General features: G+C 75.0%; 15 protein-coding genes. 7 read left to right on the top strand and 8 right to left on the bottom strand.

The window, feature by feature from the left end; translation table 11 throughout:
* Positions 1–18: 18 nt before the first annotated feature.
* The 3 genes from B7C62_33035 (at position 19) to B7C62_33025 (ending at position 3289) form a co-directional block, all read left to right on the top strand.
* Positions 19–498 (top strand): hypothetical protein, encoded by a 480-nt coding sequence (locus tag B7C62_33035; GenBank protein ID ARF76571.1) that lies wholly within the window; start codon positions 19–21, stop codon positions 496–498.
* 295 nt (positions 499–793) lie between these two features.
* Complete coding sequence (locus B7C62_33030; protein ARF77489.1) at positions 794–1144, top strand: hypothetical protein; 351 nt, start codon at positions 794–796, stop codon at positions 1142–1144.
* A 180-nt stretch (positions 1145–1324) separates the two neighbouring features.
* Complete coding sequence (locus tag B7C62_33025; protein ID ARF77488.1) at positions 1325–3289, top strand: hypothetical protein; 1965 nt, start codon at positions 1325–1327, stop codon at positions 3287–3289.
* 163 nt (positions 3290–3452) lie between these two features.
* Here B7C62_33025 and B7C62_33020 read toward each other — a convergent pair whose 3' ends face one another.
* The gene (locus B7C62_33020; protein ARF76570.1) at positions 3453–3761 is read right to left on the bottom strand and encodes a hypothetical protein; all 309 of its coding nucleotides are present in this window, start codon (positions 3759–3761) and stop codon (positions 3453–3455) included.
* 349 nt (positions 3762–4110) lie between these two features.
* Between B7C62_33020 and B7C62_33015 the strand changes: the two genes are divergently transcribed.
* From B7C62_33015 to B7C62_33005, 3 genes are all read left to right on the top strand, one after another.
* The gene (locus B7C62_33015; GenBank protein ARF76569.1) at positions 4111–5064 is read left to right on the top strand and encodes a sensor histidine kinase; all 954 of its coding nucleotides are present in this window, start codon (positions 4111–4113) and stop codon (positions 5062–5064) included.
* Between the two features lie 83 nt (positions 5065–5147).
* On the top strand, positions 5148–5783 hold the full coding sequence (locus tag B7C62_33010; protein ARF77487.1) for a DNA-binding response regulator: 636 nt from the start codon (positions 5148–5150) through the stop codon (positions 5781–5783).
* Positions 5784–5892: 109 nt separating this feature from the next.
* A complete protein-coding gene (locus tag B7C62_33005; protein ARF77486.1) occupies positions 5893–6804 on the top strand; it encodes a hypothetical protein in 912 nt (303 codons plus the stop codon).
* 92 nt (positions 6805–6896) lie between these two features.
* On the opposite strand, the gene B7C62_33000 is transcribed toward B7C62_33005, so the two are convergent.
* On the bottom strand, positions 6897–8957 hold the full coding sequence (locus tag B7C62_33000; protein ARF76568.1) for a phospholipase C, phosphocholine-specific: 2061 nt from the start codon (positions 8955–8957) through the stop codon (positions 6897–6899).
* A gap of 298 nt (positions 8958–9255) precedes the next feature.
* Between B7C62_33000 and B7C62_32995 the strand changes: the two genes are divergently transcribed.
* Positions 9256–9750 carry an ATP-binding protein gene (locus B7C62_32995; GenBank protein ID ARF76567.1) on the top strand — a complete coding sequence of 165 codons (495 nt, stop codon included), beginning with the start codon at positions 9256–9258 and terminating at the stop codon, positions 9748–9750.
* A gap of 124 nt (positions 9751–9874) precedes the next feature.
* On the opposite strand, the gene B7C62_32990 is transcribed toward B7C62_32995, so the two are convergent.
* The 6 genes from B7C62_32990 to B7C62_32965 form a co-directional block, all read right to left on the bottom strand.
* Positions 9875–10852 (bottom strand): hypothetical protein, encoded by a 978-nt coding sequence (locus B7C62_32990; GenBank protein ARF76566.1) that lies wholly within the window; start codon positions 10850–10852, stop codon positions 9875–9877.
* Entirely contained in the window at positions 10849–12825 is a 1977-nt protein-coding gene (locus B7C62_32985) for a hypothetical protein (protein ID ARF76565.1), read from the bottom strand. Before B7C62_32985 ends, B7C62_32990 begins: the two co-directional genes overlap by 4 nt.
* Positions 12822–17168, bottom strand: coding sequence for a hypothetical protein (locus B7C62_32980; GenBank protein ARF77485.1), 4347 nt, complete (start codon positions 17166–17168; stop codon positions 12822–12824). Before B7C62_32980 ends, B7C62_32985 begins: the two co-directional genes overlap by 4 nt.
* 375 nt (positions 17169–17543) lie before the next feature.
* Positions 17544–18779, bottom strand: coding sequence for an AAA family ATPase (locus tag B7C62_32975; protein ARF76564.1), 1236 nt, complete (start codon positions 18777–18779; stop codon positions 17544–17546).
* Positions 18776–24127, bottom strand: a complete 5352-nt coding sequence (locus tag B7C62_32970) for a hypothetical protein (protein ID ARF76563.1) — start codon at positions 24125–24127, stop codon at positions 18776–18778. Before B7C62_32970 ends, B7C62_32975 begins: the two co-directional genes overlap by 4 nt.
* The gene (locus B7C62_32965; GenBank protein ID ARF76562.1) at positions 24124–24984 is read right to left on the bottom strand and encodes a hypothetical protein; all 861 of its coding nucleotides are present in this window, start codon (positions 24982–24984) and stop codon (positions 24124–24126) included. The genes B7C62_32970 and B7C62_32965 overlap by 4 nt, the downstream gene beginning before the upstream one ends.
* Between the last annotated feature and the right edge of the window lie 254 nt (positions 24985–25238).

The raw sequence follows: 25238 nt of genomic DNA, 5'->3' as shown, positions 1-25238 counted from the left end.
ACGAGGCACAATCGAGTAGTGAACGAGACGCGCAGGGACCGTGACACCGAGGGCCGGGCGCGCAACGCGCGCCCCCGGGACGGGCTGGGGCGCCCGCTGCCGTACGGGGCGCCCGGGGTCGATCGGCAGCCGGAGGGCGTCGTCCGCACACCGGCCGAAACCCTGCGGGAGGCGCAGCGGCTGCTGGACGCGGGGATGCCGTTCCACGCCCACGAGGTGTTCGAGGACGCCTGGAAGTCGGGGCCTTCGAGCGAGCGCGAGCTGTGGCGGGGGCTCGCACAGGTGGCGGTGGGGCTGACCCATGGGGCGCGCGGCAACACGGCGGGCGGGGCGCGGCTGCTGCGCCGGGGCGCGGGCGCGCTCACCCCGTACGGCGAGTCCCGGCCGTACGGGATCGAGGTCGGCGGACTGATCGCCTGGGCCCGGGAGTTGGCCGGCCGGGTGGAGACGGGCCCCACGGTGGACGCGGCGGCCGAGGCGCCCCGGCTGCTGGGATAGCCGGGTAAGGGGCGGGGCGGAGTCTCTCTGCGGTCCGGGCGGTGCTCCTGCGGTCCGGGCGGGCGGCGGAACGTCCGGGTCCGCGAACCGGGCCGCCGCGCAGCCATTACGATCCGGCTCCATGAGCACTTCTGACCAGGACCAGGACCGGGACCAGCGCAAGAGCCGGGACCGGGGCACCGAATCCCCGATAGCCGAGGCCGCCGAGGTCACCGATACCGCTGATGCGGTTGATGCTGCCGATGCGGAGCCCGGCGGGAGAACGAACGAGAGTGACGCGCCGGGCTCGGGGGCCGTGGGGAGCACGGAAGGCGCGGAGGGCGCGGAGCGTACGGGGGACACCGAGGGCGCGGAGGGCGCGCACGGGAGCGAGGGCTCCGGCTCCGGGAAGAGGTTGACGCCGCGTCAGGCCCGGCGGCTGCGGATCGTCCTCTCCTCCGTGGGCATGGTCGCGATGGGCGTGGTCCTCGCCCTGCACATCGCGAGCCGGTCGTCGGTGCTGGTCGTCGGTGTGTACGGGCTCGCGCTCATCCTGTGCGGTCTGGTGATCGAGCTCAGCAGGAACGGCCGTACCCGGCTCGGCAGCTGGCTGCTCGGGGTCGGTCTGGTGGCCGCCGTGGGTGCGGACTGGCTGCTGCTTCCCTGAGGTCCGAGGCCCCGTGCGAGGCGCTTGAGGACAGCCGCGCCTGATCGTTTGATCACTTCGACCCACCTTTGGTCAATCTCTTGACCGTTTTCGATCACTCGATCAGGATTCCCGGTGCCGACCGCGTACCGCGTCACCGCGTCATCGCGTCCGTCCGCCACGAAGGGCCTGGCCACCCGTATGACGACCTTCCCCGCCCTCGCCTTCGAACTCCCCCCGGAGGACCGGGCGTCGAGCCCGTACACCGGGTACACCAGGGCGCACTGGGAGGCCGCTGCCGACGGGCTGCTGCACGCCGCCTGGCGGTGGGCCACTCCCGGCGGGGCGCGGCTCGACCTGCCCGGGCCTCCTTCGCACTCCGGGGTGCGCTCCGACGGGCTGGAGGGGTACGCGCGGACCTTCCTGGCGGCCGCCTTCCGGGTCGCCGGGGCCGGGGGCGAGGACCCGCACCATTGGCTGGATCGTTACGCCCGGGGCCTCGCGTCCGGGACCCGTACCCCGGGGCGGGACGACGCGGAGTCCTGGCCGCTCGTCCTGGACCACACGGTGCAGGGGCAGCCCATGGTGGAGTCCGCCTCCGTCGCGCTCGGGCTGCGGCTCACCCGGCCCTGGCTCTGGGACCGGCTGGAGCCCGGGGTGCGGGACCGGACGGAACAGTGGCTGCGGGGTGCGCTGCGCCACCTTCCGTCGGGCAACAACTGGCACCTCTTCCCTTACACGGTCGCCGGGTTCCTGGAATCGGTGGGGCGCGGAGACGCGGAGACGGCGCGTGCGCGGGAGCGCGCGCTGGAGCTCCTGGAGGGCTGGTACCGGGGCGACGGCTGGTACGCCGACGGGGACGGGCGCGCCTTCGACCACTACAACGGCTGGGCGCTGCACCTGTATCCGGTGCTGGACGCCCATCTGGCGGGCGACGGGCAGGCGTCGGCGCTCCACGGGGCGCGGCTGCGCGAGCACCTGGAGAGCTTCTCGCTGATGTTCGGCGGCGACGGGGCCCCGCTGTACTTCGGGCGCTCGCTGACCTACCGCTTCGCCGCGAGCGCGGGCATCGCCCTGGGAGCGGTGTCCGGGCACACACCGCTCGCCCCCGGGGTCTCGCGGCGGCTGGTCAACGGGTCGCTGCGGTACTTCCTGGAGCGGGGTGCGAGCGGCACCGACGGTCTGCTGAACCTCGGCTGGCACGGGCCGCACACGGCGACACTGCAAACCTATTCGGGTCCCGCGTCGCCGTATTGGGCGTCGAAGGCGTTCGTCGCGCTGCTGGCCCCCGCCGGGCACCCCCTGTGGGCGTCGGCGGAGGAGGCGGCGCCGAGCGAGGGCCCCGACCGGGTGCTGTCCGTACCGGCGCCCGGGTTCCTCGTGCAGTCGACGCGGGCGGACGGGATCGTACGGCTGCACAACCACGGCAGCGACCATGTCCGCCCGGACGAGGGCGAGTCGGCGGCCGACGCCGACCCGCACTACGCGCGGCTCGCCTACTCCACCGCGACCGGACCGACCTCGGCGGCGAACACGGCGGACAACCACCTGTCGGTGACGGTCGACGGGGTACGCAGCGCCCGCCGCCGTATCCACCCGCTCGGGGCCGGCCACGGCGACGGCTGGGGCTGGGCCGGGTCCTGGCATGTGCCCGTGTTCCCGGGTTCCCCCACCGTCCCCGGGCTCCGGGTGGAGAGCGTGACGGTGGCGCGGGGCCGCCACGAGCTGCGGGTGCACCGGGTGCTGGGGGCGCCGGACGGGGCACGGGCCGAGCTGACCGGCTGGGCGACGGAGCCAGGGGGGCCGGTGCGCTCCCAGCTGTACGGGCTCCACGGCTGGGAGACGCGGGAGGAGGTACGGGCTCCGCAGGGGACGGCGTTCACCCGCTGGGCGGTGCTCCCCCGGCTGGCCGCCGACGCGACGGGGACGGCCGTCCTGGTGGCCCTCGCGTCGCTCACCGCCGAGCCGCCGGAGCCGCCCTCCGGACCGCGGCCCACCGCCGGGCCCGCCCCCTCCGCCGATCCGCTGGAGACGGTCGTGGACGAGGTGGAGGTACGACGACGAACCGGTCCGGACGGTGTCACGGTCGAGGTCCGCTGGGCGGAGGACGGCACGCGGACACGGATCGCCTTCGGCCGGGGGACGGTCGCGGTGGACCACGCGTAACCGGGACCGGACCGGATGGCGGGCGCCGGACCGCAGGAGAGGCCGCAGGAAGGGACCGTACGACGGTCTCGTCCCGGGCGCGCGAAGGCCCCGACCGGTTCGGCGGTCGGGGCCTCGGGCGGCCCATGCGGGGGCCGGGACGCGGCGGTGCGGGCGCCGCGGGTCAGTCGGTGCCGGGGGTGCTCCTGCCGTTGCCCGGGGTGTCCTTGCCCCGTCGGCGGCCGCGCTGCGGGTCGAGGAGGTGGGAGGCGGCTCCCGCCGCCACCAGGCCCGTGGCGATCAGGAGACCGTGGCCGATGGCGATGCCCATGCCCAGGGCGGTGAGTCCGAAGGCCATGCAGAGCCAGGCGTTGCGCCTTCGGTACTCACGGGGGCTGCGCGGGGTGCCTTCGGACATCGCCGCCGCGAAACCGGGATCGTCGCGACGCAGTTGCTCCTCGAGGGCGCGCAGCTGTTCGTCGTACGTGGGCATGGTGTCTCCCTCCCGGTACGGAGACCTCTCGGTCCCACCAGCGCCGGCCCCGTGATGCGGCACGGGCAGGGCCCCCGGGGCCCTGAGCTCATGATCGGCGGGGGTACCGGGAAGGGCCATCGGGGGCAGCACCCATATCCGGGCCGTGCACCATGTAGATGCGGCGTCGTGGATGGGTGGCGGCCCGGCGGGCGGAGGCGTCCGGGCGACGGCGTGTTTCCCGCGCGCAGCGACGATAGTGGAGGCTGTCAACGCCCGCACACCACCACTCGCAGCCCCTCCCCCGCCCGCGCACGCCCGCGCACCACCGCCCGCAGCTCTTCCGACGTCCGATGGAGGCCGTGCTCCCTTGTCCCTGTTCTGGCGGATCTTCCTGCTCAACGCCGCTGTGCTGGTCGCCGCGGGGGCCCTGCTGCTGCTCGGGCCGATCACCGTCTCCACGCCGGTCCTGCTGACCGAGGCGATGATCCTGACCGGCGGGATCGCCTTCATGCTCGCCGCCAACGCGGCCCTGCTGCGGCTGGGCCTCTCTCCGCTCCAGCGGGTCACCCGCGCGATGACCACGACCGATCTGCTGCGCCCGAGCCCGCGCCCCGAGGTGGCCGGGCACGGGGAGATCGCCGCCCTGATCGAGACGTTCAACACGATGCTCGACCGGCTGGAGGCCGAACGCGCCACCAGCAGCGCGCGTGCGCTCTCCGCGCAGGAGGCCGAGCGCCGCCGGGTGGCCCAGGAGCTCCACGACGAGGTGGGCCAGACCCTCACGGCGGTCCTGCTCGAACTGAAGCGCGTCGCCGACCAGGCCCCCGAGCCGCTCCGGGACGAGCTGCGGCAGGTCCAGGAAATCACCCGGGGCTCCCTGGACGAGATCCGCCGGATCGCCCGCAGGCTGCGCCCCGGGGTGCTGGAGGAGCTGGGGCTGGTCAGCGCGCTCACGGCCCTCATCACCGAGACCCCGAAGCCGGACGGGCTGACGATCCGCCGGCAGACGGGCAAGGACCTCCCCGAGCTGGACGCCGAGGCCGAGCTGGTGGTCTACCGGATCGCCCAGGAGGCGCTCACCAACACGGTCCGCCACGCCCGTGCCTCACGGGTCGAACTCTCGCTGCTCCGCAGTCCGTGCGGGGTGGAGCTGCGCATCCGGGACGACGGCCGGGGGCTCGGGGACGCCCTCGAGGGCGCGGGGCTGCGCGGTATGCGCGAGCGCGCCCTGCTGATCGGCGCCGAGCTGTTCATCGGCCCGGGCCCGCAGGGCGGTACCGAAGTACGTCTCGATGTGCCCGTCCGGAACGGAAGCCGCTGACCATGCCCCACTCCTCCTCCTTCCCTCCCCCTCACTCCTCCCCGGCCCCGGCTCCGTCCCGGCCCTCCGCCGCACCGACCCGGATTCTGCTGGCGGACGACCATGCCCTGGTACGCCGGGGGGTCCGGCTGATCCTCGACGGCGAACCGGACCTCACGGTCGTGGCCGAGGCGGGCGACGGTGCCGAGGCCATCGAGATGGCCCGCGCCGAACGGCCGGATCTGGCCATCCTCGACATCGCGATGCCCCGGCTGACGGGCCTCCAGGCGGCGCGCGAGCTGTCCCGGGTCCTGCCGGGCCTGCGCATCCTGATGCTCACGATGTACGACAACGAGCAGTACTTCTTCGAGGCGCTGAAGGCGGGCGCGGCCGGGTACGTCCTCAAGTCCGTCGCCGACCGGGACCTGGTCGAGGCATGCCGGGCGGCGATGCGCGACGAGCCGTTCCTCTACCCGGGGGCGGTCACCGCGCTCATCCGGAACTTCCTCGACCGGGCCAGGGAGGGCGAGGACCTGCCGGCCCGGGCGATCACCGAACGCGAGGAGGAGATCCTCAAACTGGTCGCGGAGGGACACTCCTCCAAGGAGATCGCCGAGCTGCTGGTCATCAGCGTCAAGACGGTGGAGCGGCACCGGGCCAATCTGCTCCAGAAGCTCGGGCTGCGCGACCGGCTGGAGCTCACCCGGTACGCGATCCGCGCGGGCCTGATCGAACCGTGACCGTACCGCCGTCGCACGGGCCGTCGCGGAAGCTGCCGCACCGACCGTCACACCGTGGTCGGTTCATACGATTCTCACCCGGCCCGCATAAGGTGCACCCGTGACCCACATGACCCCGCCCGGCTGGCACCCAGACCCCGGGCATTCAGGTAAAGGCCCCGCCCAGGAACGCTGGTGGGACGGAGCGCAGTGGACCGGCCATGTCCGCCCGTCGCCCGTCGCGGTCCGTCGGCGCGGAATCCGTATCGGCGTCGGCGTGACCGTCGGCGCCCTGGTGCTCGCCGCGATCGGGGGCGGGATCTACCTGCTGGGTGAGGACGACGGCGGGCGGCCGGGCACGGCGGCCTCCTCACCGTCCGCCACCCCGTCCGCCCCCGGCGGGTCCGGCGCACCGGACGGCGGGAACAAGGACGGCGGGAACGAGGGCGGCGACGAGGAGAACGGGGGCAGCGGGCACCCCGGCGAGCAGATGCCGCCGGAGGAACCGGGCTACGCGACGGACCTGGCCGCCGGGATCAGCATGCCGGTGCCCAAGGGGTGGACGGGCAAGTCGGCACCGATCGGCGCCGGTCTGACGACGGGTGAGCACCCCTGCCCCGGCGGTTCCAGCAAGACGTGCGTACGGGGAGGGGTGTTCTCGGCCCCTGCCGTGGCCCTGAAGCTGACGGCCGGAACTCCTGAGGAGGCGGCCAAGAAGGACATCGCCGTCAACGCCGAGGAGTCCTACGGCGGGGACGCCTACGGGAAGCTCACCTCGCACGAGGAGCTGAAGTCCGGCCCGGTTACCGTGGCGGGCAGGCAGGGCTACGCGGTGCGCTGGAAGGTGGTGACGGAGAAGGGCGACGACGGTTACGTGGAATCGCTGGTGTTCCCCTCCCCCGCCTCCAAGGACATGCTCGTCGTGGTCCGGTCCGGTTTCGACATCAACAAGGACGCGCCGAAGCTGTCCGTCATGGACGAGATCGTCCGGGGCATCAAGGCGGCTCCAGGTGCGGGCGCGGGCAACGGCGGAGCCGCCTGAGCCCACCGCGTACGGCAGGAGAGCCGGGCGGGACCGGATCGAGGTCCCGCCCGGCTCCCGTCGCACGGAGCATGCGCGTCCAGCCCGTACGTTCAGCCCGTGGCCGTCGCCGGGTCGCTGACTCCCGCGGCTCCCGTCTCGACATGGCCCGCGAACCGGCGCAGGAATCCCGGCTCGCCGCCGACGGTGACGGACACGTCGTACCAGCGCCGCCCCGCCCGCAGGTCCACCGTGCGCGACACCGTGGACCCCGGCCGTACGGTGACCGTCTGCGCCGCTCCCCCGTAGGCGTTGGTGATCGTCAGGACGGCGTCCGTGGCACCGGAGTTGGTGAGGGTGAGGTCCAGGTTGCCGCTGGTGGCGTTGTGGCGCGCGGTGACCTCGGGCCCGGCGGTGGTTCCCGGGCTCCGGAACGTCCGCAGGAAACCGTTCGGGCCGTGCGCGGTGAGGTCGTGGCTGCCGCCGGAGTAGGCGGAGTTCCACCTGTCGGTGAGCGTCCTGCCCGCGCCCGCCGTGTACGTCCAGGGGGCGTCGGTGCGGTTGCCGGAGGTGACGTAGAACTGCGCGCCGACGGCCGTACCGGGGCTGAACGTGAGCGCGATCCTCCCGGTGGCCGGGTCGACCGCCCCGTCGACGTACGGCTCGTACGGGAGCGGCCGGGTGGGGCGGCTGCCCGGTTCCTGTACGGGCATGGTGCCGACCGCCGGCGGGGTGGGCCGGTAGTCGGGGTGGCGCTCGCGGTCCGGGGGCTCATACGCGGAGGTGTCCGGCAGGTCGTCGGGGGCGGGTTCGGTGCGGCCGAAGTCGAAGGCGGAGGTGAGGTCGCCGCAGACCGCCCGCCGCCAGGGCGAGATGTTCGGCTCGTGCACACCGAAGCGCTGCTCCATGAACTGGAGCACGGAGGTGTGGTCGAAGACCTCGGAACAGACGTAACCGCCGGTGCTCCAGGGCGAAATGACGAACATCGGTACGCGCGGGCCGAGCCCGTAGGGACCGGGGCCGTACGAGGGTCCGCCCGGGTGGATCTCCGTGGTGGTGTCGGCCGTGGAGAGGCCCTGGGCGGCGGACGACGGCGGGTAGGGCGGGACGACGTGGTCGAAGAAGCCGTCGTTCTCGTCGTACGTGATGAACAGGGCGGTACGGCTCCACACCTCGGGGTCGGAGGTGAGGGCGTCGAGCAGCCCCGCGATGTACCAGGCGCCGTAGTTGGAGGGGAAGTTGGAGTGCTCGCTGAACGCCTCGGGGGCCGCGACCCAGGAGATCTGCGGCAGCTTCCCGGCCTGTACGTCGGCGGCGATCGCGTCGAAGTAACCGCCGCCGGCCGACACGTCGGTGCCGGTGCGCGCCTTCTCGTACAGCGGGTCGCCGGGCTTGGCGTTGCGGTAGTTGTGGAAGTAGAGGAGCGAGTTGCAGCCGTAGTTGCCCCGGTAGGCGTCGTTGATCCAGCCCCAGTGGCCCGCCGCGTCCAGCCCGTCACCGATGTCCTGGTAGACCTTCCAGGAGATCCCGGCCTCCTCCAGCCGCTCGGGGTACGTCCGCCAGCCGTAGCCCTGCTCCTCGTTGCCGAGCACCGGGCCGCCGCCCGCCCCGTCGTTGCCGGTGTAACCGGACCAGAGGTAGTAGCGGTTGGGGTCGGTGGCCCCGATGAAGGAGCAGTGGTAGGCGTCGCAGATGGTGAAGCGGTCGGCGAGCGCGTAGTGGAAGGGGATGTCCTCACGGGTGAGGTAGGCCATGGTGGTGGGGGTCTTGGCCGGTATCCACCGGTCGTAACGGCCTCCGTTGTACGCCCGTTGGCCGCCCGGCCAGTCGTGGTTGAGGCCCTGGAGGAACTGCATGCCCAGGTCGTCGGCGGTCGGGTGGAACGGCAGCGTCACCTTGCCCGCCGCGTCGGCCTGGTGCCAGACGGGCTTTCCGCTCGGCAGGGTCACGGGCCGGGGGTCGCCGAAGCCGCGGACCCCTTTCATCGCCCCGAAGTAGTGGTCGAAGGAGCGGTTCTCCTGCATCAGTACGACGATGTGCTCGACATCCTCGATCGTCCCGGCGGCCCGGTGGGCGGGGATCGCGGCAGCGCGGTCGATGCTGCCCGACAGGGCGGTGAATCCCGCGGTCGCACCGGCGAGCTGGAGAAAGCGGCGCCGATTCATCTCACTCATGCGTGGGGCCTCTTGGAGTGGGGGGAACAGAAGCGAACAGAATGTTCCAAGAGAATCGAACAGAAAGGAAGAGGCCGTGACGGGCCGGTGAATGCGGAGGGTACGGCCCGTCAAGGGCGGTCATCGGCGGACCGGGGGTGGTCCTCCGCGGACCGGGTGAGCGGTCATCCGCAGGCCGGAAGGAGCGGTCGTCCGCGAGCCGAAAATGTTCGCCCGGATCAGGTCTGAACGGTTCGGCCGGGGGTAGACGGGTGCTGCGACAGTTGCGCGGGGCAGCTGTCCCGGCGGGGGACGGGTCATGGAACAGCTGATGGAGAGCCGCGGGACCGGGCAGGACCGGCCGGAGACCGGCAGCACGGGCGCCGTGCGGGACAGCGCCGCGTACGACATGGGTTCGGGCGAGATCGCCCGTGCCCGGGGCTTCGTACGGGAGTTCCTCGCCGACGCCCGCTCACTGCACGGTCTGCCCGTATCGGCGCGGGCGATGGATGTCGCGCAACTGGTGGTGAGCGAGCTGGCCACCAATGTCTGCAAGTACGCGCCGGGCCCGTGCCTGCTGGACCTGGAAGCGGACGAGGACCTGCTGACCATCACCATGTGGGACTCGGGCTCGGTGCTCCCCGCCGCCTCCCAGGCCGACCCCCGGCGGGCCGGGCAGCACGGTCTGGAGATCGTCCTCATGGTCTGCCGGAGCTTCGAGGTGCGCCGCGAGCCGGTGGGCAAGCGCGTCCGCGTGCAGATGTCGCTGCTCGACGATCCGCACGGCGATCCGGCCGGTCAGGTGTCCTGGTAGCACTCCGCAACTCTGGGAGGCTCGCTGCCCTGATAGCGCTCCGCGGCTCTGGGGGGGCGCCCCACTGCCCTGGCAGCGCTCCGCGGCTCCGGGTCGCTCACTGCCCTGGCAGCACTCCCACGGGTCACTCCCGCTCGCAACCGGCCTGGTCGGCGACCGCGTCGGTCAGGCCGGTCAGCAGGTCGGCGTCCGGACGGAGGTCGTCGCGGCCGGGACTCTCCTTCAGCCCGTAGAAGTGCCCGACCTGGACCAGCGTCGGCCTGCCCGCGCAGGTCAGCAGGGCGGACCGGTCCTTGTTGTCGGCGCGGTGCCGCTCGACCAGGGCGGGTTCCTGGGTGACGGTGAAGTGGACGAGGCTGTGCCGGTCCTCGTCCGAGGAGCCGAGAGCGCAGCTCCACAGGCGGAAGTCGCCCTCGGTGACGGCCTGGGTGAATCCGGCGGTGGCCGATGCCTTCAGCGGGGCGAAGCCCTTGATGCCGCACGCCCGGGTGGGGTCCATCGCCTCGTGCTCGAGCACGGGCGGGGCGGTCCCCGGCGAGGTCCTGGGGGCGGTGCCGGAGCAGCCCAGTGTCCCGGCCAGCCGGTCGGCGGCGGTGGTGAGGACGGCGGCCATCCGCTTCTGCAGGGCGCCGTTCCGCCAGGTCTCCTCCTGGTCGTTCGTCGCCTGGATCTGGAGATAGGGCGCGGACTTGGCCAGGGCGTCGGCGCAGTCGGTGGGCAGCAGGACCCCTGCGAACGTCCTGTTGACCCACCCGGGCGCACCGGGGATCGGGGCACGGACCGGGGACACGGCGGCGATCTCGTCGGCGGTGCCCCAGACGCTCTCGGCGGAGTGCAGGGATTCGATGGTCAGCGTGAACTCGTTGTCCACATCGCAGAAGGAGAGCAGGGTCTCTGCGGCGTCGTTCTCCCTGGACGTGTACCGCTCGCGCGGTTCCACGACGAGCGCGGAGACGTCGTCACGGGTGAGGCTGCCCCAGCAGAAGGAGGTCTGCGGGGCGGCCTCGTCGCCCCCGCGCAGGGACAGGGCGAGTGCGCCGCCGCCCACGAGGAGGGCGACGGCCGCCGCACCGGCGAGGAACTTCGTACGCGGGGTGCTCATCGGCGGCTTTCGGCGAGTCGGGTGGTGGTGGCGGTGACCTCTGTGGGGGTGTCCGTACAGAAACCCGGGCTTGGTCCCGGTTCCCAGGCCGCCGCGCACAAGGACTCGGAGACGGCGGCCGTGTAGCGGGCGGCGGCGAGCCAGTGGGCGGCGAAGCCGTCGGTGTCGGCGGGGAGGAGACGGCCGAAGAGATCGCGTTCGCGCCGGGCCGCCGAGGCGCGGAGGGCGGTGATCAGACCAGCCGCCGTGGGAAGGCCCGCGCGGCGCAGGCGGCGGGCCTCGGCGGAGACATCGCCGAGCAGGCCGAGGGCGGCACGACCCGCCGGGACGGCCTGTTCGACGCGGCGCTCCAGGAGATGGAGGGGTGACCCCGCGCCGGGGCCGCCGGGCAGCTGCGGGGCGGAGCGGACGGGGGCGCCCGGATCGGGGAGGTCGGCGCGGCGCAGGCGGTCGAAGCCGAGGTCGACCGTGGACTCCCCGGTGGGGTGCGAGCAGGCGAGCAGGGTCAGCCGGGGGTGCGGGGCGGGCACCAGGCGGCCGATGATCCGCAGCCGCGCCCCCGGCGCCGCGGCCAGGAGCATCAGGTTGTCGCGGTGGGCCAGCGCGGGGTCGTCATCGGCGACGGCGAGGCGGACGAGGACCCCGCCGTCGCACCGCGCGAGCAGACAGACGCCGCCCGACTCCCTTACCGCGCCCAGGATTTCGACGTCCAGGAAGAGCAGATCGCTGCCGCCGCCGTCCGGTTCCGCGTAGCGGGAGACGGACCGCAGGGCGCGGGCGGCCTGTTCGGCCGGTGGTGTCTCCCACAGCGCGGCGAGGGGCGGTTCCGTCCAGGCCGCGCCCCGGGCGGTGACGGCCTTGACGCCCTTCCCCGCACCCAGTCGGCCGTCCGGCGAGACCGTCGCCCCGGAGACCGCGAGGCCCGCCCGGCCCAGCTCGCGGTGGGTGAGGGCAGTGTCCCCGAGGCGCACGGTGCGGTCGGCCACGCCCAGGGCGCGCCCCACCCCGCCGGGTGCCACGTCGCCGACCGTGCAGAGCCGGCCGTCGGGGGCGGCGACCCAGGTGCGGGCGCCGCCGTGGCCCGAGTCGGTGACCACGGGTTCGGTGAACAGGCCGTACAGCCGGAGGGAGCCGTCCGGGCTGTACGGGCGGCGGGCACGGCCCCGTACGGCGGCCAGCTCCGCGCCGGTGGCCGTACCCACGCGGTGTGCGGTGCCCAGGAGTTCGGCCAGGGCGGTGACGAGGTCGGCGGTGCGGTAGGAGGGGTCCCCGGCGCGGGCCGCGCGCAGCAGGGTGACGACGGACAGCGCGGCGGACGCGCCGCGCGGCAGTTGCCGGAGCCGGGCGGTGTGCGCGGCGCGCAGCAGTGCCGCCTGGGCGACAGCACCGGCCCCGTCCACACCCGCCTCCAGCACGGCGGCACCCACCGACCAGAGGGCGGCGGCAGCCTCACGCTGGGCGGGGGTTGCCTCTTCGGGGGCTACCGGGGTGGGCGCGGGGGCTGCCAAGTCCGTCGCGAGGGTGAGGGCTGGTGCGGGGGCGGGTTCTCGGGGCGTGGCGGGGGTGGCTCCGAGGGTCGGGTCCGCCACGGAGCCGGGGTCGGAGGCCGCGTCGGAGCCGGGTCCGGGGGCCGCATCGGAGCCGGGGTCGGAGGCCGCGTCGGAGTCAGGTCCGGAGAGCGGGTCCGCCGCAGGGGCGGCGGAGGCGGCGGCAGCGCGGTGGACGCAGGCCGGGGCGAGGAGGCAGCCGCAGGTGATGGCGTCCACCGTGGCCACCACGCCGCCCGGAGCGTGGAGGCGCAGTTCGGTGTCGTCGTCGACCGCGATCGTCACCGTGTCCCCGTCTCGGTGCGCCGGGCGGGCGGAGAGCTTGGCGACCGCCGCGTCCAGCCGCTTGCGCAGCCGGGGTGAGAGGTCCTCCACCAGCGTGGCCGTGACCTCCGGCGCGACGGGTGGCAACTGGGCGGCGGTCATGCGGTCTTCTCCCCTATCCAGCGGGCGAGTTCGAGTGGGCTGAGGGCCGCCACGGGCATACCGGCGGCCACGAGCTGCCCGGCGACGCCCGTCGAATAGCGGGGCCGGCCTGCGTCGTCGAGGCTGGCGCACCCCAGGACATGGCAGCCGGTGGCGACCAGGGCCCGTACCTCGGACAGCAGTCCGCCGAGCGGGGCACCCTCCTCGAAGTCGCTGATGACGACGACAAGGGTGCGGCTGGGCACCGTGATCAGGCTGCGCGCGTGCCGCAGCCCGGCGGCGATGTGCGTGCCCCCGCCCACGCTCACCTCCAGGAGGAGGGAGAGGGGGTCGTGCACATGGCCGGTGAGGTCGACGACCTCTGTGGAGAAGGCCAGGAAGTGGGTGCTCAGGGTGGGCACCCCGGCCAGTACGGAGGCGGTCAGCGCGGACCAGATCGTCGATGCCTCCATGGACCCGGAGACGTCGGTGACCAGGATCAGACGCCAGTCGGCCGACCGGCGGGCGCGGCTGCGGAACACCGGCTTCTCGGGGACGACCTGGAGCGTGCCGTCCGCCGTGCGGCGGGCGGTGGCCAGATTGGCACGCAGCGTACGCGGCAGGTCCAGCCGTCCGCCCGGGCGGCGGGTGGGCCGGGCCAGCATGGTGCCGGTGAGGGCCGGCCGCAGCCGGGTGGCCAGCTGCCGGGTCAGCTCGTCGACCAGGCGGCGGACCAGCGGCCGGAGCGCCGCGAGGCGCGCCTCGGGGAGGCCACCGGCGTAGCGCAGGACCGTGCGGAGCAGCTCCACGGAGGGGGTGGCGGCGGCCGGGTCGAGTTCGGTGAGGACGTCCTGCCGCCCGGTCGCGGCAGCGGCGGCCAGGACTTCCTCGCGGACGCCGGGCCCGAAGAGCGCGGCGAGTTCCTCGGACCACTCGCGGACACCGGGGAACGGCGCTTCCCTGCCACCACGGCCCCGGCCGGACATGGGCAGCCCGCCACGGGAGCCCTCGCCGCGCCCGGCGCCGTAGAGCTCGTCCAGGGCAGTGGCCAGGCGGGCGGCCCCGGAGGGCAGTTGGTCGGGCCGCCGCCCGAGGACGAGCCGCCACCGGTCGGCGGGCGCGAGGGTCCGCACGGTGGCGGTGGCGGTCCCGAGGCCGGTGGGCGGGGCAGCGGTCCCGGTGGCGGCGTCGGTGCCGTTCCCGGAACTTGGCCCTGTGACGGTCCCGGTGATGGTGCCGGGGACGGCCTCGGAACCGGTCGCTGGGGCGGTTCCGGCGGTACGGGAGCGCGCCGGGTCGGCGGGAGCCGGGGTGGTGGTGTCGGTGCCGGGCTCGGGGCCGCTCGGCCGGACGGTCCCGGTGATGGTGGCGGGCTCGGAGCCGCTCGGCCCGGCGGTCCCGGTGATGGTGGCGGGCTCGGGGCCGCTCGGCCCGGCGGTCCCGGTGGTGGCGTCGGAGCTGGAGGCCGGGGTCGACGGCGGCGGCACGGGCGCGGAAGCGGCCGCAGGCCGAGGCACGGTGGTGAAGGCGGCCACAGGCGCGGAAGCGGTCGGCGGTGCGGGCGCGGTGGCGTGGGCCGAGGGCGCGTGTCCCTCGGTGTCCACAGGGGACGGCACCGGCAGGCCGAGGCGGGTCAGGAGATCGCGGGCCGCTAGGTCGGCGACCGCGCGGCGTGCCGACTCGACCGGGTCGTCGGCGTCGGCGATGTCCACCCGTTCGCCCAGGCGCTCCTCGACGGTGTCCAGCAGCCGGTCCCGGGCGGCCGGGCTCAGGGTGTCGAAGCCCCCGCGCAGGGCGGGCAGCCGGGCCAGGAACGCGGCGTCCTCCAGCTCGACGACCCGGTGCAGCAACGGGTCCAGGGCGGCGACGCCGACGGTCAGGAGCGGGCCCGCCGCCGTCAGGACGCCGGTGAGGCGGGCGGTGAGAGCGGCCCGGGAGGAACCGTCCACCGCCGCGTCCACCCAGGAGGCGACACGTACTCCGAAGGTCTCGGCCCGCTCGTGACCCGTGAGCACCCGGACGGCTCCGGCGGCCGCGGCGATCAGCGGGGTGCCGTCAGCGGCCAGCCGGGCGAGGGCGTCGGCGAGCCGGATACCGCCCACCCGGTCCGCGCGCTGCGCCAGTTCGAGCAGCGCCCGGGCGTCCTCGGGCTCCTCGGAACCGGTGAGGCCGTCGACCTGACGGACCGCCGCCGAGGTCAGGAGCTCCACCGCGTGCGCGATGCGGGTGGGGAGGGGCGCGAGGGCGTCCGGGGACGCCTTGGAAGGCGATGGGGCACTGGGCGCTCCCAGGCCGGGCAGGTGGCCTGCGGCGACACGGTCCAGGAGGTCGAGCCCGGCGAGGAGTTCGGGGAGGGTCCCGCTCGCGGGGAGTACGGCCGCCAGCTCCGTCAGGCGCTCGTCGGCCAGGGCCGGGAGCCCGCACGTCACGGCCTCCGTGAGGCCGCGTACGACCTGTGCGGCCGTCGGTCCGCCCTCGGCGCGTTCGGTGGCGTGCCGCCCGCGCAGCACACCTTCGGCCGCCTGGGCCGGGGTGACGCCACGGGCTCCGGCAGCCGTGAGCATCGCGGCCGTGGCCGGGGTCCACCGCACCTGCCAGCGTGTGGTGAGCCCTTCCGAGCCCGCCGCGCCGGTCACCTCCTGCTCCTGCGCGTAGGGGATGCCGCACACCGTCAGCCGTCGCAGCAGCAGTTCGCGGCGCCCGTCCAGGGCGGAGCGGGCCGGGTCGAGCCGGAGGTCGCGCGGGGCCTTCTCGTGCGCGTCCGCCGGGCCGGGCAGGGACAGCACCTCGGTCTCGGCCTCCACCGCGGGGCCGAGACCGCTGCGCGGGGCGGCGGGCGCGGGGCGTCCGGTACGGGTGCCGACGAGGACGCGTTCGAGCGCGTGGGCGACGGCGCGGCCCGTGCCGTAGGTCTCGCCCCGGCCGAGCACCGTCTGCACGGCCTCGAGGAGTTCGCCTCGGCCGGGGGCGGGCAGGTCGCGCAGCCGGGCCAGGTCTCCGGCGACCCGGACGACCTCCCGGCCGTCCGCCGGGCCGTAGGGATGGCCCTGTCCGCGCAGGTCGGCGCAGACGCGGACGGCGGTGCGGATCAGCGCCTCGTGGAGGGCCGCCGGGTCCCCGGCGGCGTCCAGGACGGTGTGCTGCCACTCCGGGTCCCGGATACCGGCCGGGTAGCCGGAACGGGAGTCGAGCAGGGGGTAGGTGTACGGAATCAGGGAGACGGTGCAGGTCTCCGCCCGCGTCGCACCCGCCTCCGTCGCCCCCGTGCCCGTCGCACCCACCTCCGTCGCACCCGCGCCGGGCTCACGCGCGGGAGCGTTCGGTGCGTCTGCGGGGGTGAGGGAGACGCCTACGGAGGCAGCCGCTGCGTCCACCGGGGTGCTGGGTGTGTCCGGTGCCCCTGCTGCGGAGGCATCGGGGGCGCCTGCGGGGGCGTTCGGTGCGTCCGACGGTCCCGCCGGGACCTTGGGTGCATCCGGTACATCCAGCACATCCGGTGCATCCGCCAAGGCGCTCGGGGCGTCCGGTGCATCCTCCGGAGCCTGGGCCGCGTCCGGCGCATCCACTGCGGGGGCCGTGGCCGCCCCGGCGGCGTACGGCAGCAGTGCCGGGGTGTGGAAGGCGCCCACCACCACGGCGGGCCGCTGCCCGTTCGCCAGGGCCTCGGCGATGTGCTCGCGCATGCATGCCTCGCGCACCAGGTCGGTGCCGTCCACACCGCGCCGCGCCTCGGCCTCGTGCCGCAGCGCCCAGCCGGTGAGCAGGGCGGCGCGGCGGAGCGCCTCGGGTGGGGAACCGGGGGCGGGCGCCTCCACCAGGCGGTCCCACAGGTCGTCGCCGTCACGGCCGGTGAGCCGGGACCGGAGGGCGGCGGACAGCCCGTGGCCCTCCCCCGGTACGGGCGCGGAGTCCTCCCCCGGTACGGGTATGGAGTCGGCGCCCGGCGCGGGGGCGGGCGCGTCCGGGCCGCCCCGTGCCCAGGCCCGGTCGGCGAGCGGGAGATCGCAGGCCACGGCCGGGACCCCGTTCCGGGCCGCCCAGCGCAGGGCGGCCAGTTCGGGCGAGAAGTCCGCGAACGGGTAGAAGGCGGGCCCCTGTTCGCCGCCCGCTCCCGGGCCACCGGCGGGTACGGCGGCCAGCGCCACCGGGGCCCGGGTCTCCTCGTGGGCGAGCCAGCCCAGCCACGGCTGGAACTCGGCGGGCAGCTCGACGAGAAGGACGTCGGGCGCCGCCGCGTCCAGCAGGGCCGGGACGGCGGCGGCGAGGGAGGGCGCGTGGTGGCGTACCCCGATCAGGAACGGCAGCCCGGGCCCGTCCGCCGCGAGCGCCGCCACCGCGGCCTCCGGGGTGGCGGGCCGGGCCACCGACCCCTGCGGTGGAACAGCGGCCGACGCCTCGGCGACCGGCTGGCGCGTCGTCACGGCGGCCCGGCGCGTCGTCTCGGCAACCGGTCGCGTCGGCCCGGAGGCCCGCCGCGTCGGCCCGTCGGGACGCCGCGGCGTCCCGACGACAGCCGTCCGGCCGTCCGGTGCAGCCTCCCGCTCCGCGATGGCGCCCGTCTGCTCCTCGGAGTCGGCCGTCAGCCGCTCCGGGACGGTCACCCGCGACTCGGGAGCGGTGGCCGCCTTCTCGGAAGCGGCCACCCTCTCCTCAGCTGCGCCCGTCCACTTCTCCGGGGCGGCCCCCCGCCGCTCCGGCGTGGTCGCCCGTTCCTCGGACGTGGTCGACTCGCTCATCCGTCAGTTCTCCAGCACCGCGCGCAGGTCCCACAGGGCACGCCAGGTGGCCGACCCCTGCTCGGCGCGCCTGCGCACCGGGCCGTCCCAGTACCCCAGCAGCCGTGCGGCGTCGGCCGGGTCGTCCTTGCGGACGACGCCGAGCAGATGGCCGGGCAGGAGGGAGAGCACATCCCGGTCCCCGGGGAAGTAGGCGGCGGCCAGGCCGAGGGAGCCCGCGACGGAGACCGCCTCCGCCGTGCTCATCACCGTGGAGGGGCGTTCCACCTCCCAGCCCTCCGTGGAGCGGCCCCCGCGCAGGTCCCGGAAGGCCGTGACCAGCGCTTCGAGGACCGCGTCGTCCACCTGGTAGGCGGCGCCCGCGCGTTCCACGGCGGCGCGCGACTGGCGGCGGACGAGGGCGGTCTCGGCGTCCACGTCCCCGATCGGGCCGACCGTCTCGAAGTTGAAGCGCCGCTTCAGCGCGGCGGACATCTCCGAGACGCCCCGGTCCCGCAGGTTGGCGGTGGCGATGAGGGTGAAGCCGGGGGACGCGTGCACCTGGGCGCCCTCGCTGCCCGCGAGTTCGGGGACCGCGATCCGCCGTTCGGACAGCAGGGAGACCAGGGCGTCCTGGACCTCGGGCAGGCAGCGGGTGACCTCCTCGACGCGGGCGACCGCTCCCCGGGTCATGGCCGTGAGCACCGGGGAGGGCACGAGCGCCTGCTCGGTGGGGCCCTGGGCGAGCAGCAGCGCGTAGTTCCAGCCGTACTTGAGCTGGTCCTCGGTGGTGCCCGCGGTGCCCTGCACGGTGAGCGCGCTGGTGCCACAGACGGCCGCCGACAGCAGCTCGGAGAGCATCGACTTGGCGGTGCCGGGCTCGCCCACGAGGAGGAGTCCGCGCTCCCCTGCGAGGGTGACCACGCACCGTTCGACCAGGGCGCGTTCGCCGACGAACTTCTGCTCGATCACCAGGCGGCGCGGCACCCCGGCGTCGGGGCGGGCGCCCTTCGGCAGGCTCAGCGCCTCCCCCGCGCTGCCCGTCACAAAGGTGACGACGGCGCGCGGGGTGAGCCGCCAGCCGGGCGGGCGGGGGCCGGTGTCGTGGGCGGCGAGGAAGGCCAGTTCGGTGGCGTACCGGTCCTCGGGCGGGGTGACCTGACGGTGCTCCCGGCCGGGCGCCGCCGCCTGGTCGGGGACACCGGCCGCGGCGGTGCCGCCCGTGTCGCTGCTGGTGGGGGTGGTGATGTCGCTCGTCATCGGCGGCGGCCCTTCCGGGTGGTGCGGGTGTCCAGTTCTTCGAAGGCGGGGGCGTCGCCGCCGCGCACCCGGGCCCAGGCGGCTGCGAACAGCGCGGGCACGGGGAGGTGGGGCACGGTGCGGACGCCGCCGGTCACCGGGTACAGACCTTCCTTCCAGGTCTCCAGCGGCAGCGCGGGGGCGTTGCGCTCCATCCAGCCGCAGGGCAGGAACAGGGTGCGGCCGGCGCGGGAGCGCTTCGCCTCCAGGACGAGGTCGGTGGCGGCGAGTTCCGCCCTGGCCTTCTTGACGCGGGCAGGCTTCCACTCCGTCCAGCGGACGCAGTTGCGGTCCGTCGGGTCGGGCAGGGTGAGCAGCATCAGATACAGGGCTGCGGCGTCCGCGCTGAGGCCGAGGGTCCCGGCGGCCTCCGCCACCAGGTCCGGCACCGCGCGGGTCGGGTCCTGCGCCGGGTGGTAGGGGGAGCCGCCGGAATGCGGGGAGCCTTCGGAGGGCGTGCCCCCGGAAGGCGTCCTGCCGTCGGCGCCCCGAGAGCCCTCCGGGAGGCCCGCCGAGACGAGCGCCTCGATCTCATCGCCGAGCAGGGCACGCAGGGCGAAGAGGTCGCTGTTGGCCTGGACGGAGGCCGTGCCCTCGACGAGGCCGAAGGCCGGGTCGTCGGGGCCCGTCAGACCGGCCGGGCGGATCAGCAGCTTCTCGTTGTTGCCGTAACCGGGCCCGAGGAGCAGCGCCGCACCGGCCCTGACCAGTCCGTCCGCGCCCGCCCCGCCGGACTCGGGGAGCCCGAGGGCGGCGCGGATCGGGACGCCGATCGGTTGGCCCGCTTCCGTCCAGTCCAGACCGAGGTCCAGGACCAGCGCCGGGTCGGTGAGGCGGTTGCGCAGGGCCGCGAGCCCGGTGGGCAGGTGGGCCCGCAGGGGGTGCCCGTACGGCAGGGTGTAGGCGAGGGTCCGCAGCGCGGTCAGGGCGGAGGCGACCGCACCCCGTGCGCCGACCCGGCGCAGGCCCGGGCGGCCGGTCCCGTCCGGGACGTCGGTGCCGTGGGTGAGCCAGCTCCGGGAGCCCGCGTTGAGGACCAGGTCGACGGCGCCGGGCGTGGTGCCCGACAGGTCGAGGTCCAGCTCCTCGGGAACGCGGACGAGGGAGGACAGGCGCTCCCGCCAGACCTCGGTGGCGGCAGCGACGTCCGGACCCTTGGTCCACAGTTCGGCCGGGTCCACGGGCAGCAACGCCCTGAGCAGGGCGTGCCGTTCGTCCCTCGGCAGGGCGTCCAGCCTGGCCTGGGCGGCCTCGAAGGCCCGGGTCTTCGTGCCGAGCAGGGCGAGCACATCGGCGCCGGGCTCCTGGACGGCGGCCGACAGCAGGGCGACGGCCTGGAGCGGTCCGATCCCGGTGGCGGTGTGGAACGCCTCGGCGGCCTCCGGGCGCCAGGGCGCGGGGCCCTGTTCCCGCAGGAGGGCGGTGAGCCGGGTCAGCCGGTCACGGGCGATGCCCTGGCGGTGGATGTGTTCACGGTCCAGGGTGAAGCCGGGGACGGGTCCGAAGGCGCCGGTCGGGTCGTGGTCGACGGCCAGCCAGCAGGAGACTTCGTCAAGAGTGTTCCGGCTGTGTTCGGCGATGATCACGACGGTACGGGTGCCCTTGCGCAGCACCTGGCCGAGGCGGTGCACGGCCTCCCGGCGTCCCTGTCCGGGCGTGCCGCTGTACGGCTCGACGAGCTGCACCTGCCGGACGGTGCCCGCCGGGTCGGCCAGCGGACCGGCGGCGAGGGTGTCCAGCAGCACCAGGAGCCCGGCGCGGTGCTCGGCGGAGACGGCGGGCGAGGTGGCCCGGTAGGCGAGCTCGGGCAGCGTGTCGAGGAGGGAGAGCCAGGACAGGGAGCCGCCGGGCACGGTGCACTCGTCCCGCTGCCAGCCGTCCACGGGAGTGAAGGGAACCTTGGAGGGGACGGGCGGGCCGAACGCCGGTTCACCGCCCAGGACATGGTTGACGGCGAGGATCTGCCGGATGGTGATCCACCGGGGCCCGCCTCCCCACCAGCCGCCGTAGATGCGCTCGGAGCCGAAGGCGGTGGCTTCCCGCAGGGTTGTGTCGTCGGCGTGCTCGGGCGCGTGGTCGAAGAACATGCCCTGGGTGCGCGCGGTGTTCCGGGGGGTGGCGGGCTGGGCGGGCTGGGGCGGCTCCACGTACCGTACGGCCGCGACGGCGCGGTCCACCGCGTTGCGGACGAGGCCGGTGACCCCGGCGAGGAGCCGTACGTCGGTCACCTCGGGCAGGACCCGGGCGACGGCCTCCTGGCTCAGCTCCCGCGACGAGGGGCCGGTGTACTCCTGGACGGCCCGGAACGCTTCCAGGTGCCGGGTGACGGCGGCGGCGACTTCCTTGATCAGCTCCTCCGCCCGGGAATCGGTCAGGGTCCGCAGGGCCCCGGAGCCGCGCTCGTCCCTCGGGCGCAGGGCGTGCCAGTAGGCGACGGGCGGCACATAAGGGGTGCCCGCCGCGTCGTTGCGGCCGGAGGAATCCGGGGTGACGGACCACAGGTGGCCGCCGGTGCCGTCGGTGTCCGCCGGGCGGGCTTCGACGGAGCGGTGGTGCAGGGCCAGGACCGGCCGCGATCCGCCGGGCAGGGCGAGGGCGCCGAGGGGCACCGGGGCGCAGTCGGCGCAGAGCGGGTACGGCAGGGTCACCGTGCGGCCGTCGGGGGTCCCGGCGACGATCCGGTGGCCGTCGGCGGGGGCGGCGGTGCCGGGCTCGGTGACCGTACGGCGGACCCAGCGGCCCAGGACCGTGCCGTCCGTGCCGAACGGGGTGGTCTCCAGGCCGGGCTGGAGGGGCAGCACCTGGCAGTGCTCGGTGAGCAGCCGGGTGCCGTCCTGGACGCCGGAGCGGAGGAAGGCGGGCAGGGAGGCGCGGCCGTGGGTGCCGGTGGCGGGGTCGTACTCCAGCCATACGCGCTCACGGCCCTGGTGTCCGTCGCGCCAGTGGCCGGTGCCGTCGGAGATGACGGCGCGCTGCGGCGGGAGGGAGGTGTCGCCCGCGTGCAGGGCCTTGCCGCCGGTGGCACGGCCGCCGCCGGGCAGCGGCAGGCAGACCTCGTCGGAGGCGCCGGAGTGGCCCCAGCGGGGGATCTGCTCGCCACCGACGGTGAAGACCTCGGCGGGGCGGTTCGACCAGTAGCCGCGCTGCTTGCCGTCCTCCCACCACAGGACGAGCAGCTCGCCGTCGACGTAGCGGAAGGCGAAGGTCCGCCAGTGGTCGAGGGTGGCGGGGGCCCGCAGGGTGTGGCGCAGCAGGACGCCCTCGGGGCCGACGACGACGGCGCGTTCGAGGGTGTTCAGGATCAGCGCGGGCCAGGCGCCGGTGACGCCGACGCTCTCCGAGCGGCGGTGGCGGTTGCCCGCGGAGGCGGAGGCGGCGGCCACCTCCGCGGCGAGTTCGGCGTAGGTCTCGTCCAGGGCGGGCCAGCCCAGTTCGTCGAGGATGCCGGTACGCAGGGTGGCGGCGAGCAGGGGCACCACATCGTGGTCCTTGAGGAGCCGCACGGCCTCCGGGGCGGCCTCGGCGACCACGGCGCGGAACCCCGAGAGCTTGTTGAGGGTGGACTGCAGTCCGGGGAGCCCCTTGGCGGCTGTGTACTCCTCGGCGCGGGCGGTCAGCCACTCGCGCAAGATGCCGGAGAGCACCGGGTGCGCCGCCAGCTTCGCCATACCGGCGTCGCTCACCCGCTGGCCGCGTCCGCTGCCGAGCTCGCCGACGGTACGGCTCAGCAGGGCGCGGAAGGCGGGGTGTCCGGCGAGGGCGGCGAGGTCCCGTGCGCCGGGGGCGGTGTCGGTGAGCCAGGGGCCGAGGGCGAAGCCCGGGGACTGCCGGGTGCCCGGGTCCTCGTCGTCCGGCTCGGCGACGGGGATGCCGGAGGCGAGGCAGAGGTCGAGGATGTCCAGGTCGGCGGTGCGCTGCCAGCGGCCCTGGAACAGTTCGACGGGGCGTCCGTCGGCGCGCAGCCGGTCCGCCGCTCGGGCGACCAGGGCGAGGGTCTCCGGGCTGCGGCCCGCGGTGCCCCGGTAGCGCTTGCGGTGTGCCTCCCAGCGTCCGAGCCAGTCCGCCGGAGAGACGGCCGCCCCGTCCGCACCGGAGGCGCCGGAAGCACCGGGGGCGCCGGGGGCGCCAGGGGCGCCGAGGTCACTGGAGCTGCCGGAGGCGTCGGAGCTGCCGTACGCGTCGCCGGAAAGGACGGTGAGCAGTTCCTCGGCGCCGGACTCGGCCAGCAGCGCGAGCCAGCCGCGCTCGCCCTCCTCGTCCCGGCCGCCGTTCTCGGTGAAGGTCTCCGGGAAGAAGCCGAGGAGCCGGGCGCGTACGGCCGGGTCCCGGTGGGCGAGGGCGACGACGGCGGGGCGGTAGGCCGTCCAGAAGGAGGCGGGCGCGCGGACGATTCCCGGGGAGCCGATCAGGTCGGCCACCAGCTCGCGTTCGGCGCTCTCGCGGTTCAGCCCGGCGGCCTTGACCAGGGCACGTACGTCCTGGGGCAGCGCCGCGTAGGGCGGCATGCCCGCGGCGCAGCGCTCGACCAGCAGACGGCGGAACTGCGCCCAGGCGCCCGCCGGGTCGAGCCGGGCCACCAGGTCCCGTACGTACTGCCGCAGCGCCTTGACGGTCAGCGCGCCGGCGAAGGCGAACTCCAGGAAGACGGCCCGCTGCCGGTCCTCGTCCACGACGAGGCCGTGGACCCGCTCGGCCTCGCGGGCCTTGCCGAAGAAGGAGGCCGCGTAGGTGGTGTTCTCGGCCTGGAGGAAGAGGCGGGCGACCTGCTCGTAATAGGTGGGGAGGAAGTGGGGCACGGCCCGGCCGAGCCGGGTGCCCAGGGCGTCGAAGCCCTCCTTGGCGGCACCGGCGCGGGTCCTGGCCTGGCGGCCCAGCCGCTCGATGTCCTTGACGAGGGCCAGGGCGTGGTGCCCGTTGGCCGGGTCGTTGACCAGGGCCCAGGCGGGGAAGCCCAGCGTCTCGCGGCGGACCTGGCCCACGACCGGGGCCTCGGCGGTCCGGGAGAGCCCGAGGAACTCCAGGGCCAGGTCCTCGGCCTCGCCGAGGGTGCCGGGCACGAGGCGGACCACGGGGCGGTCGCCGAGGGCGGGGTGCGTGTAGGTGCGCGCGGTCAGCGCGTCGGCGTCGTCCCGGTCGGTGGTGCCGGCCGGGAGGACGGCGCCCGCGTCCAGCAGAGCGGCGGCGCGGGCCTCGGCGGCGGGGGTTCCGGTGGTACGGCCGCGGGCCTGGGCGGGCAGTGCCGCCGTGCCGGTGTTCACGTCACTGTTCACGTTGTCGCTCGCGTCGGTGTTCGTCGTCGTGGTGCTCATGCCGCCCGCTCCTCGTCCGCCACGTCGCGGCCGGCGTGGAGCGCCGCCGCCATGCGCATGCCCTCGGACCACGCGACGGGGCCGACCTCGGCGGCCGTCAGCGCGCGCCCCGAGGGGTCGGTCCAGCCCAGGGGGCCCGTCTCGGTGCCGTACTCGCCGTATCCGTCGTGCTCGCCGATCCAGATGCGGGCCTCGACGGTGGCACCGTCCTCGACGACCGGGCAGACCGCGTAGCCGCCGCGCGACCGGTAGCCGAGCTGGGTGACGCGGCCGTGCAGGAACCGCATTTCCTTGAAGACGCCTCCGGCGTAGGTGTCCACGGAGACGGTGTCCGGGGCGAGGCCGGGCGGGCGGCGCCACACCTCGCGGAACAGCTGCTCGACCTGCTGGCTCACCCCCAGCTCGACCGCGAACTCCCGCAGCTCGTCCAGGTCGTCGAGGAGGACGGGGTGCGGAACGCTCACCACGTCCGGGGTGATGCGGACCGTGTCACCGTCCAGGTCCACGAGGCCGAGGCCACGGTCGGGGTCGACATCGCGCAGGAACCCGGCGACGCCGCCGTCCACGCCGGTCACCACCACGTCCCGCAGGGCCGCCTGCCACGCCGGGTCGGGCCAGACCCGGGCGAGGACGGCGGTGGGGACGGGCAGCGAGCGCACCATCCACTGCTCCACGTCGGTCAGGCACCGGCGTTCGTGCCGCTCCAGCCACTCGGTGAGCTGCCGGAGACCGACGACCGCCGGGTCGTCCTTCAGTTTGGCCGGGACGGACTTCAGCCGTCGGCCCTTCCCGTTGCGGCAGACCACCTTGCCCGCCTCCAAGGCGACTTCGTAGTCGCCCGCCGGTACCCACCCCATGCGCTGTTCTCCCCGTGCTCCGTACGGCGCCGCCGGGCGGCGGCACGCTGATGAGACCCGCCGATGGCAACGCACCGTGACGAGTGAAAGAGACTCTAGGCGCCCCCACTGACAATGAGGCCGGGCCCCTCCGCTTTCCCGTACGACCGGGCGCCCGGGGAGGGTCACCGCCTCACACAGCGCGCTGCCGAACCCGCCCCGATGCCGCCCCGTCGGCACAGCCGCTGCTCACAGGCCGAGAAACGCCAGCCCCC

This window comes from Kitasatospora albolonga (assembly GCA_002082585.1).
Classification (GTDB): domain Bacteria; phylum Actinomycetota; class Actinomycetes; order Streptomycetales; family Streptomycetaceae; genus Streptomyces; species Streptomyces stephensoniae.
This window is presented reverse-complemented; position numbering and strand designations above follow the sequence as displayed.